A 17,047-nucleotide genomic window follows, 5' to 3' on the forward strand; every position below is an offset into this window, starting at 1 on the left:
GTTGCTGACTAGCGCGAAGTCTTAGCCACGCGGCCATACTGGAAAACGTCTGCAAAGGAGGCCAGACCGGGGCAGGCCATGGTCTGGCTTTCCCGACCTTCTTCTCTTCCCCATTGACTCCCGCGTTGTGGAATCGGCTCGTCGAGTAGGCGTTGACGCAGATCTATCCGGGTCGTCATTGCCAAGTCACGCCGCTTTTGCCGCTCGCGCTTTTGACTTTCTAATTGGCGTCAACTTCCGCCCACGATCAGCGCTCACGGGCTCGTCCCGCTCCTTAGTTGCCCGCCGAACGGCCCGATGTCGGTCACCAAAATCGTTGGCCGTGTAATGCTGGGTGGCGCGATTGTCCCAGATCGCAACGTCACCGGCCTTCCAGCTCCAGCGCACCGTGTTTTCGGATGAGGTGATGTAAGATTGAAAAATGTCAAATAGCTTCTGACTCGTAGCTTTCTGCAAGCCCACAAATCGCTGGACGGAATTCGCGAGTACAAGGGTGCGCTCGCCGGTCTCGGGATGAATTCGAACGACCGGATGCTCAGTTGCCTTGATCGTGGCGGTTGAGATCTCCTCGAAATGCTTCCTATCGGCTGCTGTGGCCTCGCTCTTCACCGCGTAGTCATAGGCCTTGCTATGAATCGCCCAAAGATCGTCCGCTAGTTTTTGAAGCGGCGCCGGAAGGTCCAGATATGCCGACGCTGTATTCGACCAGATTGTGTCCCCGCCGAACTCAGGAATTAAGACGCTGCGCAACACGGAGATCTTCGGATAGGTGTCGGCGAAGGTGACGTCGGTGTTCCATTGATCGGCGTAACCGCCACCTCGCGCGGAGTCGAGTTCCAGAATGCAATCAGTCTCTTTGGGTATGCCGGCAGTTGGATGAGCCACAAGCAGTCCGAGTCGGACGGCAAATCGTTCCTGCTCGGCATCGTCGAGATGGTTCTGATCGCGGAAAAAGATGACCTTGTGCTCTAGGAGCGCCCGATTTATAGCGCGAACGATTTCATCAGGCAGGTCTCCCGACAGCCTAACGTTCTTGATCTCAGCCCCAAGCCTGGCCGACCGCATGATGATCTCCATCCGGGAAATGGAGTTCTGCAGTGCAGTTGTATCGCTCATGATCTTCTCACTACCGCGATCGCCTTGGGAGAACTCCGTCTGGGCCGATCGCAGAGGCGGCGGCGGAGTGAACTGAACTCAACATTTGGCAATAGGGTTCTACTTTTCCCCATTCATTCGGCGGTTGTCAGACGGTTCACATGCACATTTCAGCGGTAGAGTCCGTCACTATTGCGTCGTCAGCATGTAGCGTCGCAATAAGCCAGGTCCGCCCCGAAGTGCGACTGTATCGGAATCGTATTGCAGCATGGTTGGATGACCTCGCTGAGACACGCGGATCGTAAAAGCGATGGAAGTCCAGTCAATGAAACGAAATCAGCTTTGTTTTCCGCGGCAAGCAATGATCTCTTCGCCAGGAACGCGGGTACTGAAAAATTTGCGGTGCTCTGACGCACTCGCGGGTACCTAATGCACTGACAATCGACTTACGGTCTGCCCGTTGCACCATGAAAGCGAGCGCACTCCTCTCTGATCCACCGACGGGTTAACGTCGTGCCACGATGGCTAGCAAGCGGGACTCCACCGGCTCGCGCCGAGCGGGCCGATCTTGCAAAAGCGCTGCCCGCTCCTATACGACTGGTCTTCGCACAACGCTGCCTGAGCCGCCGGCCCAACGTATTCCCCAGCATTCAGGTCAACGCGTAATCCTCTGGACTCTACTACGACAGAGCCGTTCTTTGTCACAAGGCGACTGTGAGAATCTGGCTAAGTCAATGCGATAGAAAGCGATGCGCAAAACAGCGGCTCAATCCACGTCGCGCGGGCACAGGAACCCGCAAGGAGACTCGCGGACACCACGTATGGCGGCGACGGCGCCGAAGCTTCCGCTATAGCGACGCGAGAAGCTCGCCTGGTCAGCCGGCCTGCTCTGTTCAAAAGACATCAGCTAAAGCGTGACTCATCGGTAGTTCCTTCAATTGGCATTGCCAGAAAGCTATCCAACCTGTAAACGAGCCCCCGCACCGTTCGGGCGTCTTTCAGCGGTCGCCCGTAGCGGGGGCCTGTAGCTCAATGGTTAGAGCCGACCGCTCATAACGGTCTGGTTGCAGGTTCGAGTCCTGCCGGGCCCACCAATTAGAACGCGGAGCTAGATTTGGTCCGCCGCCGCCATCATCGTCAGGCGGCTCATTGCTCATTTCCGCAATAATATTAAACGGTTGGCGGAAAGTCGCGGTAAGCTCCCCGTCGCGCCATGTCGAGTTCGAAAGTACAAAATTCAGAAGGCGACGTTTGTCCGCAGCAGCGCGTTTTTCGAAGAGGCGTTGCGAATCCTTGGCAATCGTCAGCAGAGTTACGCCCTCATCCATATAGGACTGTTCGGCAGTCTGGTGACGGCCGATCTCCCGCAGGCAGCGCTCCTGCTCTTTACGCCATTCCGATGCCATCCTGTCGTACATGACTGCGTCGATCCGGCCGTCGAGCTTGTCGATGTACATCGTGCTCAAGCGCTGCGAGAGGCGGTCATATTCTGTCTGGAGCCGCTTTACCGCCTCACGATGTTCCTTCGATTCGTCTTCGTGGCTTTGGTGCAGCCCTTCGGTGATCCATTTTTGAATGTCGTCGGAGAAACAAAGCCGGGAAAGCAAGGCGGAGAATCTCGCCTCAATCACTTCTTCGCGGACATAGGGCTCATTGCATTTTCCCTTATACCCGGTGCAGTGATAGTAAATGTACTTACCTTTCTGAATTTCTCCCACAAGCGCACATCCGCAATGGCCGCATTTCATGAGGCCTGAAAAGGCAAAATCTCGCGGGCCTTTGCGGAGCTTGGATGCATTCCGTCTCTCCAGCATCGTTTGCACGCGATCAAAGAGTTCGTGCGTAATCAGTGGCTGATGGCGGCCAACATAGCGGTTGCCCTTCCAGCGGATTTCGCCGGTGTAAATTGGGTTGGACAAAATCGTATGCAGGTTGCTGATCGAAACCGGGCCTCTTTTGAATCGTGAGACGAGGCCCGCTGCACGGGCCTTTTCAGATATATCTCGCAGTGACAGCGTACCGGTTGAATACCAGGCGAACATGTTTGCGATCACAGGCCCCAGGACAGGATCGATCTCGATGACCTTTTTGCCATCGGGACCGAGCACGTTGTTGTAACCGAGCGGCGCGCTGCTCGGCCAAAGTCCTTGCTCGGCTTTCTCCTGCATGCCCTTCCGGGCTTCCTCCGAAAGATTGTCGATGTAGTTCTTCGCCATCAGCACTTTGATGCCGTGCATGAACTTCTCGGAGGAACGCGAGTCCCGAGAGAGAACGACGCCCTCCTTCACAAGGTGCATCTCAAGTTCGAACTCATCCAGCGTCACCCAATCTTTGAGATTGCGATAAAGCCGGTCGGTCTTTTCAACCAGGATGGTGCGGATGCCGGGATGCTTTTTGAGATACTCGATCATCTCGCCGAAGTGTGTGCGGCCGCTAACCTTCGCCGTCTCAACATCGACAAACTCTCTTGCGACAACTAAGTCATTCGCTTGCGCATAGCCCGCGAGCAACTTCTTTTGAGCATCGATCGAGAAGCCCTCTTTTTCCTGTTCCTTCGTAGAAACGCGCGCGTAGACGACCGCCTTCTTCGCAGTTGGAATAGCACTCGTTCGATGGTTCTTTTTCATGAGCCTCCTGACAAGCTAAGTAACAATGATTGAATCAGGAAGGCGATACAAGCGCAATGAGAATCCTAACGCGCGCCTTTCATGCGCGCTGATTCCTTGCGCGGCCCCGAATCGGGCTGAGCTTGACTGATCTGCGGCTGTAGCGGCGAAGACTCAGTCAATCCAGTCGAACATCGTTCCTCCTCAGCCCATTCTCGCAAGATGCGAAAGAAGCCAACGACATTATGAATCATCTCGCGCGCGTCCTCGCGCGTTAACGAACGATCCGTATAGGGCTGCCACACTGAAATGGTATGATCGAGGAAGTCGCCCTTAGGCGTGCGATCAATGGTCTGATCGACGATGCTTACGCCTTCAACTACATCGGACGTCGCGTTCCCGCGCTCCGTTCTGGACTCTGTTTGGCACTTATGATCGTTGGTCATGACGTCCTCGCTGGACATCATTAGACCGGACGGAATCGAGGTTCGCCCTCGGAAACACTTGGAATCAGAAGGTTTCCGAAAGATTACACTCAATCCCGTCGAGCGACCCACACGGGTGTATGTTAAGCGATCGACATTCCATCACCCAGCAACTCACCGCCGCGCCTTCGCGCTCCATCGTTCCGGGACTAGGGTGAAAGCACGTACGCAGTCAGCATGCAGCAAATTACGACGGCGGCTAACGCCAGTATGCCTGAGAGGGGATAGATGAGACTTCCGGCGCGCAGTCGTTTGAATAGGTGCCCGTCTCGTGATGGTGCTGGCCGCCACATGCGCTCTGCAAATATGCGCTCGTCGGGTCCGCTGACGTCGCAATAGATGGCCGTCGTACGAAGCGAGGCATGTCCAAGCCAGCGTTGGACCAGATGAGGCGGCACCAGGGATTGAAAGGCGTTCACACCGAACCCATGACGCAATCCCTTCGGCATAGCGGGAAGTCCTGCAATTTCGGCCTTGGCCATGACTTCCTTGACCCTGCGCCAGGCCGTCGTCCGGCTCCAACTCCAAATTCTGCGATGGGCTCGAAGAGGATCTCGCTGGCGATCCCGGATGCGGAAGGCGCGATCGAGTTCGTCAAGCAGATCGCGGGGCAAAGGTACTTGCCGGATAACACCGCGTTTGCGGCGCTTGAGGGTGATGAGGTTGGCGGTACCCGCCTGGAGGTCAAGCCCGATCGGCGTCAGAGCGAGAACTTCTGAAATCCGGCCACCGCTCAGGCAAAGCGTCAGACAGAAGAGACGGACATCGGCCGAGACGTTTTCGGTGGCCCGAACAAAGCGATGCCGCTCAGCCGCGTCGAGATATTTGCGGCCGCCAGTCAGGCCGTAGAGCGTTAGATCGGTATGTCCTTGCGCCAGCATCACGGGGCCCAAAACAAAATGGCCGATAGTGTTGCAGCACGAGAAGTCCCCTAAAAATCTGCGAAGAACGTGCGATCGGCAGAAAATTCGCCTTAGAGTCTAGCGTCTCCCGAGAGCCAATATCAAGGGTTTTTCGGCAATCTGAAACACTATCGGCCATACGGTCACACCGGCGTTCGAACTGTTTCAAATCCCGCGCTCGCTTCGCCGGCTTATCTCGCGGGAGTAGCCGCACTCACCATCGCCTTCGCATGCATCCCTGTCAGCAGGGGTTGGCAAATTGACCGGGCCTATGCGCAGCAAAACGCCGGGCCGACAGCGACGATGTCGGAGGACGAGCTAAAGCGTGGCGCGCAAGATGCCGCCAACCAGAAGAACGAGGCCCTCGGCGTCAGCTACATCAAGGCGCTGGCTGAACGCGGGAATGCGTCGGCGCAGCTCGCAATGGGTGACTTCTACAAGACGGGGCACGTTGTCGAGGTGAATGCAAAGCAGGCAGTCTATTGGTATCGAAAGGCCGCCGAGCAAGGCAATCCGGAAGGCAACACCCGGTTAGCTCTCGCTTACCTCTTCGGTACGTTGGATATGCCGGTCGATTATCAGCGCGCTTTTGAACTGTTCAACAAGGCCGCCGCCGAGAATGAAGATAACGCCATTACGCGCATCGGATGGATGTATGAAAATGGCAAAGGCGTTCCGCTCGACTACACCAAGGCCATGGAATGGTACATGAAAGCCTCGGATCGAAACGCCGAAGCGCAGGAGCGGATCGGAATCCTATACTTCTACGGCTGGGGCGTGAAACAAGACAACGCGACGGCCGCCACCTGGATTCACAAGTCGGCTAACCAAGGTTTAGCAGGCGCTCAGAGCGTACTTGGATCGATGTACCTGGAGGGGTTGGGTGTGCCCCAGGATTTCGCAGAAGCCATGCGGTGGTTTCGTCGCGCGGCGGAGCAAGGGCAGGCACACGCCCAGAATGAGCTAGGGCGAATGTACTTGGTGGGAATGGGCGTACCCAAGAATTCCGCAGAGGCGGTACGCTGGTTCCGACAAGCCGCCGAAAATGGAGACGACGATGGCCAATACTTTCTTGGTGGTCTCTACGCCGAAGGCACTGGTGTAAAACCTGATGCAGCCCAGGCGCGCTTCTGGCTCACGAAAGCCGCCGCTCAGGGACACGAAAAGGCCAAGGCTCTTTTGGCCAAGATTGAGGCCAGGAAGGCGCAGACCTCTGCCGATACCGCAGGCAAGGTGCCGCCGGCGCTCGAATTCAGATGCGTTCTTGATGCACGCGTTCCCGCCATGCATGCGGGCAATCCCCCGCAGGTCGTCGAGGCAAAGTACGTCGAGTGTCTGCGCTCGAACTGGAAGAGACTACACGGGTCAGCGCCATTTCCAGCCGATCGGTAGGGGCCTCGTCGGGGTAGCCGCCCATCGAGGCAGCGTTTCCAGCCCCGTACTTCGCTGGCTGTCGAGACGGTCACGAGAGGTCCAGCCGCGTCGGCGCTCCAAACCCACCCCGGCCGCGTCTTTGCCGTCTCGCCGCGCGCCGGGCATTTCGTTCAAGCTGACGCCTTTCCCGCAGGGCGTTAAATGCCGCCCTGCGCCATTCGCGTGCCCCTCGCCGCGCGGCGCCCCGCGCATATCGCGGCAACAACCGAGCGCCTGCTAGCCTGCGGCGATATTCGGTCTCAATCTCCAGCTCAGCCGCCTGGCTTTCTTCCTCATGGTCTGAGTATCCGAGATCATCTCTTGCATCTTTGCTTGCCGAGAGAGATGGGGGCTCGACCGTGGCGGGGCCGGCCCCTGTGTCATTCTCGGTAGAATTCTTTTTGCCGTGTACGCCAGGTTTCGTCCTCCTCGTCCCGTCCACGCTGCTGGTGCTGTTTGAGCGCGTCCTCGGCAGCTTGGCGGAATTGGTCCGCCCTCTCCTCCTTCGAGATCGGCTCCGGTTTCGCCGATCCGAGATTTGTCAGATTGGAAAGCAGGGCACCAAGAAAGGAACCGACACCCGCGCTGATACGATCGCGGGAACGAGAACGCGGCCCGGCGGCGTCAGGGGCCTCCTCAGCCGTGGGACGCAGGTCCTTTTCCACCACCGGCTTGAGTGCCGGGATCGAAACAGGCGTCGGACCTCCGACTTCCTTGGCAGCATCGCGGAAGCCATTATTGTCAACTTTCCGAGACGCCTCCATCGCGCGCTGCTCCTCGAAGAATTCCCTCGTATCAAGGCCCTCTTTCTGCAGACGCTTGAGCTCGGCTTTATCTTCCTTCTGCTCGTCTAACAGATCACGATAGCAAGCGTCCCGAACCAGCCGGAGGTCACTTAAGAATTCCGATTTCGTCTCCAGGACTTCCTTTCGGTCGGCGACCAATTCGTCCTTTATGGCCATCAGAGACTCATGATCATGGCCACGTCGCCGGAGCTTGAAATAATTGGCCCAGCGATCGCGAAATTCCTCCTTCACCTCCCGATAAATCTCGTCCTTGAGCTGTCTAAATTCCGATCCAAACCTTTCGTTGAATTCAATGCGTTCCGTTTTTTGAATTTCCTTCAGGATTTTCCACTCTCGATCTTTCGGATCGGACGGCAATTCCGGGTCATTTTCCGTCAATTTCTCCTGGCCGCGCCGAAATTCCTGTTCGTGAGGCTGGAAATCCATCCAGACATTGCGCGGCATATTCTTTTCGCGCTCTTTCGGACTTTTCAGCCGCTGCTCACAATATATTCGGCCTTGTTCACGCTCATATTCGAGCGCCCAGGTCTGCGCCTTGGCGCGCTCGAAATCGTCATTGAGGCGCAGCCCCGTTTCCGGGTGCACCGCGTTCAGCAAAATATGGACGTGCTTGTAGGCCTTGTCGTTGTGAGCAATCAGAATGGCCTGATGGTCCTGCCATCCCATATGACGCAAGAACTTCTGACTGGTCTCGATCATATGCTCTTTCGACGGATCGTCGCTCGGCGACCAGTTCAGACTTATGTGCTTTACCGTTTTTTCCGTCGCACGACCGCCACCACGAATGCCGGCCTGTTGCTTGAGCCACTCGGCATTTTCCGCGGTGATGTACATTTCATTGACGGCGGCTGGGACGAACTCGTTGGCAAGATTAAGCGTATGGGTCCATTCGACACGCTCCTGGGTCTTCGCTTTCGGATCATGCATCAGATAGTTGGAACGTCCCTTGAAGGACGCACCGTTGGCCGCAATTTTGACGATCATGGCCGTATTCGCGCGATGAGACCGCGAATATCGTTGAGCAAGGGCTCAAGATCCGGCGGCAATGGTTCACCGGTCATGTGCAAACGCATCACAAGCTGATTCAGGTTGTTTCCGAGCCTCGACAACCCCGCCGCAATAACTCTCCATCCGTTATCGGCAAGCTCATGCTTGCGCGCTGCGCGCCCTTCCTCGCGGCACAGCAGCGCGCGACCAAAATGTACGGGGCGCATGCCGAGCGCTTCCGCGCGCCGTACGACGCTTTCGTATTCCGACGCTGTGAGGCTCAAATTAAATTGCCTGTCACGCGGTTCAGATTTTCGAGGCCGGCCCATGTTTTCTTCCTTGGCAGAGCGCATGCGTCCTGGGGTTTGGGGACAACAATATTTGGTCCCCAACGAGAAACCGTTTGCCCTAGGCAAACGGACATCTCGCCTAGCTGTTGCCTGAATAGTACCCGTCAAGACTCACTCCTTCACTGCGAAGGATTTGTAATCGCAAACATTCCGACGCATCCGAATTTGATCTGGCTCAGGCAAAAGAAAAGGCCCGGATGTTCTCCGAGCCCTCGCTTTGGTGATCTGGTCTTTGACTAAGAGATGAGACGCGACACGGCGAGCACGTCTTCCATAATTGACTGCGCTATGTTCATGCCATCGCACTTGATGCTGTGCAGTTCGATCGCGCAGCGAGGAAGGCCAAGGAATGTGACCGTGACGACCGGCAGGCAGCGCCTTATGCGAAGGAGATCGAAGATCGACGCATATATTGTTGGATAGAATTTGCGGTCGCTGTCATTCCACAAGGTAGCGTAGAGACGTCCCTTGTTTGGGTCGAAGCAGGCGGCGTAACCTTCACTACCTGCCCAGGTCGATTTCATAGGCGTATCGTCTCCCTCGATCACCAAGGGTTTGAAGAGTTTCGTAATGGATCTGATCATGGATGGTCTCCCTGAGATGGATTGTTGTTGTTCTGGCGAAGTAAGGGGCGCTCATTGAGCGCCCCCCGTCGCCGGACTAGTTGCTTGTCTCGGCTTTATCTTCCTTCGGTTCGCGCAGTACGATGCGATCACCGAGTGGCAGAGCGTCGAGCTGGATGGTGAGGCCTGGACCTTTGCCGTGCGGGAATGCGGCACCGATCTTGGTCCAGATGGCGGGCTTGCCTTCGCGTTCCTTGACGCTGAACGCAATGAGGGTGGGCTGAGTATTGGTCATGTCTTTTCCTTTCAAGAAGAAGCCCCGACGCGGGGCTTGATGGGGTTCGACCGAGGGACGGCGCACGAGAAGATCAATCGATTTTGAGCGGAACCGAAACGAAAGGCTGTTGCGCTTCTTCAGCGCAACAGCCTCTTCGTTTTGGGGAAAATCGATTGATCTTCTCGTGCGACGGCCCTAGAACCCGCATCCTTCAAGCACCGCCGGGCTTCGCCAAAGGAAAAGACATGGCCAATACTCAGCCCATGCGCGATGTCGCATTCGTCAAGGAACGCGAAGGCAAGCCCGCCTGACGTTGATCGTACCTGCAAGACATTCCCAGGTGTTCGCAGGCATTCCAACAGACCTGATGTGCTGCTGACGATATCGAGGGCCGTCCAGACAAAGGAGGCCTCGATGGACCTGTTCAGAAGCGAACGGCAGAAGTGGGCGATCAAGATTCAAAGAGCGCAGTTGCGCAGCTATCCGGCGGTACCGGGATTCGATGCGCGTAGCCGCGAGCTTTTTGACGTGGCGCTGCCGCGCGGCGTGCTGGCGGCGCGCCTCGATCGCGATCGGGAGCGCGTCAATTACTGGATGTCACCGACGGAGATGCTGAAGCTGCGGTATCAGCCCGGCCAAATCATCCTCGGCAAATTCGGCGGAACTTTTCTCGGCCAGCTCGATGACCGGCCGATGGTGACGATAGCTGGCGCGCGCGCCGGCAAGACAAAGACGGTGCTTGAGCCGAACCTCTATCTCTACTCTGGCTCGATGCTGGTGCTCGACCCGAAGGGCGAGCTTGCGCAGACGGCGCGTTTTCGCCGCGCGATGGGGCACAATGTCTATGTGCTCGATCCTTTCGGCCAGTCCGGCGAACCTAGTGCAAGTTACAATCCGCTCGCCGAACTCGATCCCGAAAGCTTGAGCCTGGTGGATGATGTTGTGTCCATCGCGAACGCCCTGATCCCAGACAATGGCGATGAGCGGTCGCGGCACTGGACGGATAGCGCACGCACGCTTCTGGTTGGTTTGATCCTGCTGGCGCTCACCTTGCCGGAGCGCGAGCGGAATTTGGTGACGGTGCGGGAACTGCTCTGTCTTACCTACGCGCCTTTGGCGAGCGCCGCGAAAGCGGCGGCCGCCAAGGCGCTGGCCGAGGCTTCAGCCGAGGAGAAGCAGGCCCATTTCGATGCCAACACCTTCGCGATCAAGGTGTTGCTCAATCGCATGATGGCCCTGGGGAATCGCTTCGGCGGGATTCCGGCTGCCATAGGCAGCCGGTTCAAGCAGACCCCGCTCGCGGAGCGCGGCAGTGTGTTCAGCACGGCGGCCGCGCATACCGACTTTCTCGACAGCCTGATGCTGCGCGCGACGCTGCGGCATTCGGATTTCAGTCTCGCGAGCTTGCGAAGCGAGCGCCCGACCACGATCTACATGTGCCTTCCCGTGGGGCGCATGGCACGGCATTCGCCGTGGCTGCGCACCATCGTACAAACTGCATGCACGATTCTTGAAGCCTTCGGACCGTACCCACGGACCCAACCGCCGATCCTGTTCCTTCTGGAGGAGTTCGCAACGCTCGGTCATATGGAGATGATGGCAAACGCCGCCGCCTACTTTCCCGGCTTCGGCATCAAGACCTGGGTGGTGCTTCAGGACATCACGCAGTTGCAACGCCATTATCAGAAGGGCTGGGAGACCTTCTTGGGAAACGCGGGGCTGGTGCAACTGTTCGCCAACGGCGATGAGCAGACGCTGCGGTACGCAGCGTCGCGCCTCGGCAAGCTGATCGATCCCTTCGAGCTGCGGGCGGCTTTCTCACGCGAACGGTCCAGCCAGGTTCTGTTGATGCAAGGCCTGCCGGCGGCAGCCGCGCTGCGGCTCGGACACGATGACGTGGCGGCGATCCGCGCTCGCGCGGAAGCCGCCATGAGGGCGCGCGGTGTCCTCGAATGACTGGCGTTCAGGGGGCCGTCTCGAAGGTCACTTCGCGGCGGCCCCAGAGCTGCTCGATGGCGGCCTGAAGATCAGCGGCAAGCACTTCGGGCGTGGAATCCGCCTTATCGAGCCGGTTTGCGGTCATGTATTCGATCCGGCGCGTGCCGCAGATACCGGAAATGACCATGCGGTCCGGATCTTCGTCCTTCATCTGCAATGCGGGCCAGTGGTCGCCGATCTCCTCGGCGAGAAACACGTCCTCGCCATCGACGATCATGCAATCGGGACGGATTTCGACGGAGTGAGGGACCTTGATCTTCAGGTTGGCGATGAACCCGGCAATGAGCGCCAGCGCGGCGAAAGCCGCGAAAGAGTGTAGCCAGGACAGCGAGCTCTCGAAGAATATCTCCCAGCCGCCAACGCCGGTCGCAACTCCCCATCCGGCCACACGAGCGACCGTCAGCCGCAGGCTGCGATTCTGATCCACATACGAGATCAGTACCCCACCTTCGGGCGTGAGCAGGCGCGTGTAGCCCGCGAAGGGGCTTCGCCGGTCGAAAGCAACCGTCGCAGCAGCGGCCGGGGCCGCCATTGGACAGTGCATGAGTTCGTCCCCCGCCGGCGGATCAAAATCCACGCCGGGCGGGACAAGGCGTAACTGCTCGCTCATGCACGAAATCTAGGGCCATGCCGTACTCGGAGTAAGGGGCGTAGGCAGCGCTTCCCAAACATTCCCAACACGCTTGGCACAAGCCGGCAGCGCGATCGGTCTTCGGTCATGGGTACGGTTGAGCGCCAGCAACTTCCGGTTTACGATCCAGGATTGGGTTACGACTATAGGAATGGATCATTATGTCATGGCCGTCGGGCCTCCGGCGATTTGGCCGTTGGGTGCTGCTGTTTGCTTTCATATCTCTCGCATCGGTTACAGCTTATTTCCTGTTCTTTGCTCGGGCCACGTCCTCGGTCCCGATCACCGAGATCGTAAAGGTCATAAACTCTGGCGAAGTGATCCAACTAACGATCGCGGATGAGACAATTGCCGCGACGGTCCGTGACGGGCGCGTATTCACCGCACAGACGGACACTGTCGCCGGGGCTCTGAACATGATGGCCGCCTTGGGCGTGGACCAGGAGCGCATTAAGTCGATAGCGGCTGTTTCCATTCGTGCTCCCTCCCACTTCGGCGTCACTGTTCTCAACGCGATTGGCGTGCTCGTGCTTCTGGCCATGGTCTTTGGTTCTTTGGCGACGGGCCTGTCCGTCGTCCGCAGGAAGGCAAGCGATCGCGCCTTAGCAGCCGCTGAGGCTTCTCGCAGAACCGAATCCGATATCAGCCCTACATCGCTTGCGGCCGAACAGCCGGTTCAGAGTGAGACATCTCAAGCTGAAGCCAGCCAAGAGACAGGTAACATTGACGAAGCGGACGTAGAACCACCAGCCACGAACCAACGCCAGGCTGACGCCGGCGAGCCTCCTCAGAACCCGCCAGAACCGGACAAAAACGTATCTGACGAGCGGAAACAGCACGAAGCCTACTTTTTGTCTGCCCACATAGGCGAAACTGACCATGCGAGGGTTTATTGGACCGACGTCATTGGCGCCACGGACGCGAAGAAGGCCCTGCAAGAAGTCGCTGACTTCCTCAAATCTCCTGATGCTTATGAGCGCCTTGGCGCGCGAATGCGCCGAGGCATTCTTTTGGACGGACCGCCGGGAACCGGCAAAACCTTGTTAGCCCAGGCATTGGCAACCGAGGCCGACGCTGCCTTCTTTCCGGTGTCGGGCTCGTCATTCCTTGAACTCTATGTCGGCGTCGGCGCGGCCCGCATACGGGATTTATTCGCTCGCGCCCGGACCGAAACAAGAGCCATCATATTCATCGACGAGATTGATGCGCTCGGCGCGAAGCGAGGAGATACGACATTCGGCGGATCTCAGGAACGCAATCAAGCACTGAATCAGCTTTTGATCGAGCTTGATGGCTTTGGCCGGGCCGGCAACTCTTTGGTGCTCGCGGCCACTAATCGTGCAGACACCATCGATCCTGCGTTAAGACGCCCGGGCCGATTTGATCGTGTTATCTCGGTTCTTCCCCCAAGTCGCGAAGAGCGTCTCGAATTGATCGAACTCTACGCCCGTGGAAAGCCATTTGACGACACTTGGACGACAGAACTTAAAGAAGAGGTTGCACGCGACACGTCAGGTATGACCGGCGCGGATATTGCGACCATCATGAATGAGGCCGCCATTGCAGCGGCTTCGAGTCATGCACCGGCCATCGGCGCAGAGCACATTCTAATAGCTGTTAAGACGATTGCGCGCGACGAAGGTTAAGACTTGCGAGCGAACTACCAATTTTTGGTAGTCCGAAACTGATCATTTTCGAAATGCTTTCAATCCCGCTCGGCTGGTACACTCCTCCTTGGGAAGGGGGTGCTTTCGACTTGGGAGAACATAAACCAGTTGTGACCGTCTTGGATGACGGTGTCGCGCGAGAATGGGGCGCCTATCGAGAGCGGGATCGAATGAAGCAACGTAGCTTCTCAATCGTCAAACTCGCCAATGGCAATTCCAGTGAAGAAATTAGAGGGCGGTTTATCAAGGGTGGACATTGGGGCCGTCTCATTTCAGTAACATTCTACAACGCGGACGGATCGATACCTCTACGATACATGAGCAGAACTCCCGAGCGGCCGGAATCAAGCGAACACTATCCGAAGTTGCCCGGACCGAAGGGGCCACTTCCATAAGATTTTGTGCTTCAAGGGTGCAAGCCGACGAACTGCTGGAGCACGATGAAGAAACGATCGAGCTCACGCCAGTGCCGTTCAACAAAATATGTCGTCAACCGAAGCAGCTTCTGCACATTCGCCGCTTCGGGACCGACGATTTCATCAAAGATCTCCAGATTGCACTCCAACGCACTCATCGTTTGCCGATAGTTCGGAATCCTACCTGTCCTTATCAAGTTGGCAAGTCCAGCTCTCGTAGCTGGAAAATCCGGATAGATTGTTTTTAATCCGCGCACTAATTGGTCGATACCGTCGGGAAGAGGATCGGCGCCCGGAGGATCCAAACCTAATAGTTCGCGGATCAAATTGCGCAGAGGCTCGATCTTGGACCGAACGTCTGGAATCGCTCGTGTTTGAACAACAAATGCGCTGATTGCCCTTCCAAGCAGTGCCGAACCGTCCTTGCCTATCGTAGGCGCACCACTCTGCGTGTCGCGCCAAACAAGCAAATGCGGCATTAAATTCAAACAGAGATCGAATACCTCTTTGTCTTGATAGTCGTCCGCAGGAAACACGGCGAGCAATCGCATCATGATCTGATCAATGACCTGCCGATCCCGCCCCTCCAGTTCGGCGATCGATCGTGCGACAAGTTGGACGACGCGATGAACCGATACAGCGGGCGCTCCGCTCTGCAAACGAATATTCTTGATCAACGACATTCGCGATAGCGCGATCAAAGCGACCTCTCGCTCGCCCTGATCCGCCGCCGCACCCTCGACCAACGTACCAGGTATGCGGTCGTGGCCGCAGCAACCCAAAAACTCCATTACCGATGTGGCCGCAGCACATCCTTTTGCAACGTGGCCAATTGCAATTTTGAAAGTCGCGTACACGCTGCCGGCATCCGGGTCATCCAAAGGGTCCCTCTGGATCAGGCTCTTGGCCCGCTCGGCATAGTCGGCAAAGCTGATGCCGGTATGGAGGCAATATGCAGCCGCGTGTTCGAGGGCCAGCGGCAGCCGGCCCAACACGCCTGCCAGTAAGACCCCACCTTTGTCGCCTTCGCGATTGGCGTAAATCTCAAGAAACTCTACGGCTGCAGGCGGCGCCAAGACGTCGACAGAAAGGCTTTGAGCCAGCGAAATCCAATTCGCAATGCGAGAAGTTAAGAGAACGCGAACATGCTCCGTTGGGAGTAGAAGGCTCTTTTGATCCTGCAGATCGTCATAGATGAGCAGAAAGTTCGGATACTTTTCGGTCAGATGTTCTAGCGTTCGCCGGGCGGCGGCTTGGCCGTTCGGCTCTTCCGCTCCCAGGATACCAAGTTTGATACCGAGCTCGGTCAGCCCCTTGTACTGGTCAATCGCTAGGCGAGCTGCACACCACCAGACGCCGTCATAATGATCTCGATATCTATAGGCGTATTCGACGGCCAGCGCCGACTTACCTATCCCTCCCAAACCGTGAAGTGCGACTCTGCCGGTACGGCTCTGGAGATCCCGTGAGCCCCCGCTCGGATTCGGACGGAGCGCCGCATGGATACGTATGAGTTCGTCGTTACGGCCAATACATTCCTGAACGCGAGGCGGCATTTCGCCGCCAAAGAGCTTTGCCGGTTCTTCGGTGAGGAGTTCGGCAATATCGATATTGAGCTTCGTGCATACCCTATGAGCGAGCGCGAGCCTCATCATGCCGCTCTGCTTGGCACGCGTGAAGGTACTCTGATCGATGCCGATTTCAGCAACGAAATCGGCCTGGACGAGCCCGGCCTCTCGAATTTTGGTTTCAAGAAGTCGCCGATTGAACGGCAGCAGCGCTTTCGACCCGCGCTTTTCCTTGGGTTTCTGCTTCTTGCTGTCCAAACCGGTGACGCTCGCAATAAAGACCGAAAAATATTTGCGTCTCTATAATTGCATGCAGCGCCCATCGCCACAACGAAAGTCTACGAGGAATTTCAATCGCTTCGCCGATCGCCGGTGTAGCGCTCCGGTCCATGGTGCTCATTTGGCGCACACTTGGCGCTCTGGTGCCCGCATGAACCGAGCCGTAGCGTTTGGGCATCTTTGGTAGCCCAGATCGACCTACTTCAGCGCAGTCTTCCTCGAAGAACGTCTGGCCCGAAGATATGGATTTCTGCCGTACGGCACAAAGCTCTGCTCTGGAGGTCGTGATGGACGCGAAACCAAAGCCCACCCAACGAACCTACGGGGCGCTTGTCCACGCCTATCGCAAATTCAATGACCGCCTCTTTGCTGGTGAACTTCCGAACTGCCTCATTACGGTCCAACATCTTCGCGGCGCCTATGGTTGCTTCGGGGGCAACCGCTTCATCTCCCGTGACGGGATAAATGTTTCGGACCAGATCATTCTTAATCAGCGCTTCTGGGGCTCGCGGCGCTCCGACGCTGAGAACCTGTCCACGCTAGTCCATGAGATGGTTCATCTGTGGCAGCACCACTTTGGCAAGACAGGTCGCGGCGGATATCACAATCGGCAGTTCGCCCGGAAAATGTTCGAGGTGGGCTTGGTGACGTCCGACACCGGTGCTCCAGGTGGCAAGCCGATCGGTCGAGTCAGTCACTACATCAAGGATGGCGGACTCTTCGATCAGGTCTGTTCGGGCCTTCTGAACACCGGCTACGTGATCCCCTACGTCGAGTTGGAGGCGAAAAACGACACGGGCTTGGTGCGGCGGCTGATCTCGAAAGCCGAGTCCAAGACCGGATATTTTTGCCCAAACTGCGATCCGCCCGTACGGGTGTGGGGCAAGCCGCGCCTGAAAATCAATTGCGGCTTCTGCGAAGGCGCATTTGTTTGTGATCAACTCGATCAAGATGCAGCAAGTCTCCCAGGGCTTGATGCACGAGGAGCAGACCCATTCTGAACC

The 17,047-nt window shown here is 57.2% G+C and carries 15 protein-coding genes, 1 tRNA gene and 1 pseudogene; 7 read left to right on the plus strand and 10 right to left on the minus strand.

Going from position 1 to position 17,047, the window contains the following annotated elements; all coding sequences use genetic code 11:
• Nucleotides 1–186: 186 nt before the first annotated feature.
• Entirely contained in the window at nt 187–1,116 is a 930-nt protein-coding gene (locus tag QQL28_RS32480; protein WP_284272095.1) for a TauD/TfdA dioxygenase family protein, read from the minus strand.
• A 997-nt stretch (nt 1,117–2,113) separates the two neighbouring features.
• Between QQL28_RS32480 and QQL28_RS32485 the strand changes: the two genes are divergently transcribed.
• Nucleotides 2,114–2,189, plus strand: a tRNA-Ile gene (locus QQL28_RS32485).
• Between the two features lie 84 nt (nt 2,190–2,273).
• On the plus strand, nt 2,274–2,852 hold the full coding sequence (locus QQL28_RS32490; protein WP_284272096.1) for a hypothetical protein: 579 nt from the start codon (nt 2,274–2,276) through the stop codon (nt 2,850–2,852).
• On the opposite strand, the pseudogene QQL28_RS46270 reads toward QQL28_RS32490, so the two are convergent.
• The 3 genes and pseudogenes from QQL28_RS46270 to QQL28_RS32505 form a co-directional block, all read right to left on the minus strand.
• A pseudogene (locus QQL28_RS46270) lies at nt 2,760–3,722 on the minus strand (recombinase family protein); the annotation flags it as partial. The gene QQL28_RS32490 and the pseudogene QQL28_RS46270 sit on opposite strands and share 93 nt — an antisense overlap.
• A gap of 65 nt (nt 3,723–3,787) precedes the next feature.
• Nucleotides 3,788–4,147: a hypothetical protein gene (locus QQL28_RS32500; RefSeq protein WP_284272100.1), complete on the minus strand. Its 360-nt coding sequence runs from the start codon at nt 4,145–4,147 to the stop codon at nt 3,788–3,790.
• Nucleotides 4,148–4,335: 188 nt separating this feature from the next.
• Nucleotides 4,336–5,067: a tyrosine-type recombinase/integrase gene (locus QQL28_RS32505; RefSeq protein ID WP_284272102.1), complete on the minus strand. Its 732-nt coding sequence runs from the start codon at nt 5,065–5,067 to the stop codon at nt 4,336–4,338.
• A 324-nt stretch (nt 5,068–5,391) separates the two neighbouring features.
• On the opposite strand from QQL28_RS32505, the gene QQL28_RS32510 reads away from it, so the two are divergent.
• On the plus strand, nt 5,392–6,480 hold the full coding sequence (locus QQL28_RS32510) for an SEL1-like repeat protein (RefSeq protein ID WP_284272104.1): 1,089 nt from the start codon (nt 5,392–5,394) through the stop codon (nt 6,478–6,480).
• Between the two features lie 401 nt (nt 6,481–6,881).
• Here the strand turns inward: QQL28_RS32510 and QQL28_RS32515 are convergent, their stop codons facing one another.
• The 4 genes from QQL28_RS32515 to QQL28_RS32530 form a co-directional block, all read right to left on the minus strand.
• Nucleotides 6,882–8,291 carry a relaxase/mobilization nuclease domain-containing protein gene (locus QQL28_RS32515; protein WP_284272105.1) on the minus strand — a complete coding sequence of 470 codons (1,410 nt, stop codon included), beginning with the start codon at nt 8,289–8,291 and terminating at the stop codon, nt 6,882–6,884.
• Entirely contained in the window at nt 8,288–8,647 is a 360-nt protein-coding gene (locus QQL28_RS32520; protein WP_284272106.1) for a hypothetical protein, read from the minus strand. The genes QQL28_RS32515 and QQL28_RS32520 overlap by 4 nt, the downstream gene beginning before the upstream one ends.
• Nucleotides 8,648–8,880: 233 nt before the next feature.
• Nucleotides 8,881–9,228: a hypothetical protein gene (locus tag QQL28_RS32525; RefSeq protein ID WP_284272107.1), complete on the minus strand. Its 348-nt coding sequence runs from the start codon at nt 9,226–9,228 to the stop codon at nt 8,881–8,883.
• Nucleotides 9,229–9,304: 76 nt separating this feature from the next.
• On the minus strand, nt 9,305–9,502 hold the full coding sequence (locus QQL28_RS32530) for a hypothetical protein (protein ID WP_284272108.1): 198 nt from the start codon (nt 9,500–9,502) through the stop codon (nt 9,305–9,307).
• Between the two features lie 83 nt (nt 9,503–9,585).
• Here QQL28_RS32530 and QQL28_RS32535 point away from each other — a divergent pair, with 83 nt between their 5' ends.
• Nucleotides 9,586–9,795, plus strand: coding sequence for a hypothetical protein (locus QQL28_RS32535; protein ID WP_284272109.1), 210 nt, complete (start codon nt 9,586–9,588; stop codon nt 9,793–9,795).
• Nucleotides 9,796–9,898: 103 nt separating this feature from the next.
• Nucleotides 9,899–11,440 carry a type IV secretory system conjugative DNA transfer family protein gene (locus QQL28_RS32540; RefSeq protein ID WP_284272110.1) on the plus strand — a complete coding sequence of 514 codons (1,542 nt, stop codon included), beginning with the start codon at nt 9,899–9,901 and terminating at the stop codon, nt 11,438–11,440.
• Nucleotides 11,441–11,447: 7 nt separating this feature from the next.
• Here QQL28_RS32540 and QQL28_RS32545 read toward each other — a convergent pair whose 3' ends face one another.
• Nucleotides 11,448–12,092 (minus strand): hypothetical protein, encoded by a 645-nt coding sequence (locus QQL28_RS32545; RefSeq protein ID WP_284272111.1) that lies wholly within the window; start codon nt 12,090–12,092, stop codon nt 11,448–11,450.
• Between the two features lie 182 nt (nt 12,093–12,274).
• On the opposite strand from QQL28_RS32545, the gene QQL28_RS32550 reads away from it, so the two are divergent.
• Nucleotides 12,275–13,759: an AAA family ATPase gene (locus tag QQL28_RS32550; protein WP_284272113.1), complete on the plus strand. Its 1,485-nt coding sequence runs from the start codon at nt 12,275–12,277 to the stop codon at nt 13,757–13,759.
• 427 nt (nt 13,760–14,186) lie between these two features.
• Here the strand turns inward: QQL28_RS32550 and QQL28_RS32555 are convergent, their stop codons facing one another.
• Nucleotides 14,187–16,022 carry an NB-ARC domain-containing protein gene (locus QQL28_RS32555; protein WP_284272116.1) on the minus strand — a complete coding sequence of 612 codons (1,836 nt, stop codon included), beginning with the start codon at nt 16,020–16,022 and terminating at the stop codon, nt 14,187–14,189.
• A gap of 308 nt (nt 16,023–16,330) precedes the next feature.
• On the opposite strand from QQL28_RS32555, the gene QQL28_RS32560 reads away from it, so the two are divergent.
• Nucleotides 16,331–17,044, plus strand: a complete 714-nt coding sequence (locus tag QQL28_RS32560) for a SprT-like domain-containing protein (protein ID WP_284272118.1) — start codon at nt 16,331–16,333, stop codon at nt 17,042–17,044.
• Nucleotides 17,045–17,047 lie beyond the last annotated feature (3 nt).

The organism is Bradyrhizobium iriomotense, assembly GCF_030160715.1.
Classification (GTDB): Bacteria; Pseudomonadota; Alphaproteobacteria; order Rhizobiales; family Xanthobacteraceae; genus Bradyrhizobium; species Bradyrhizobium iriomotense.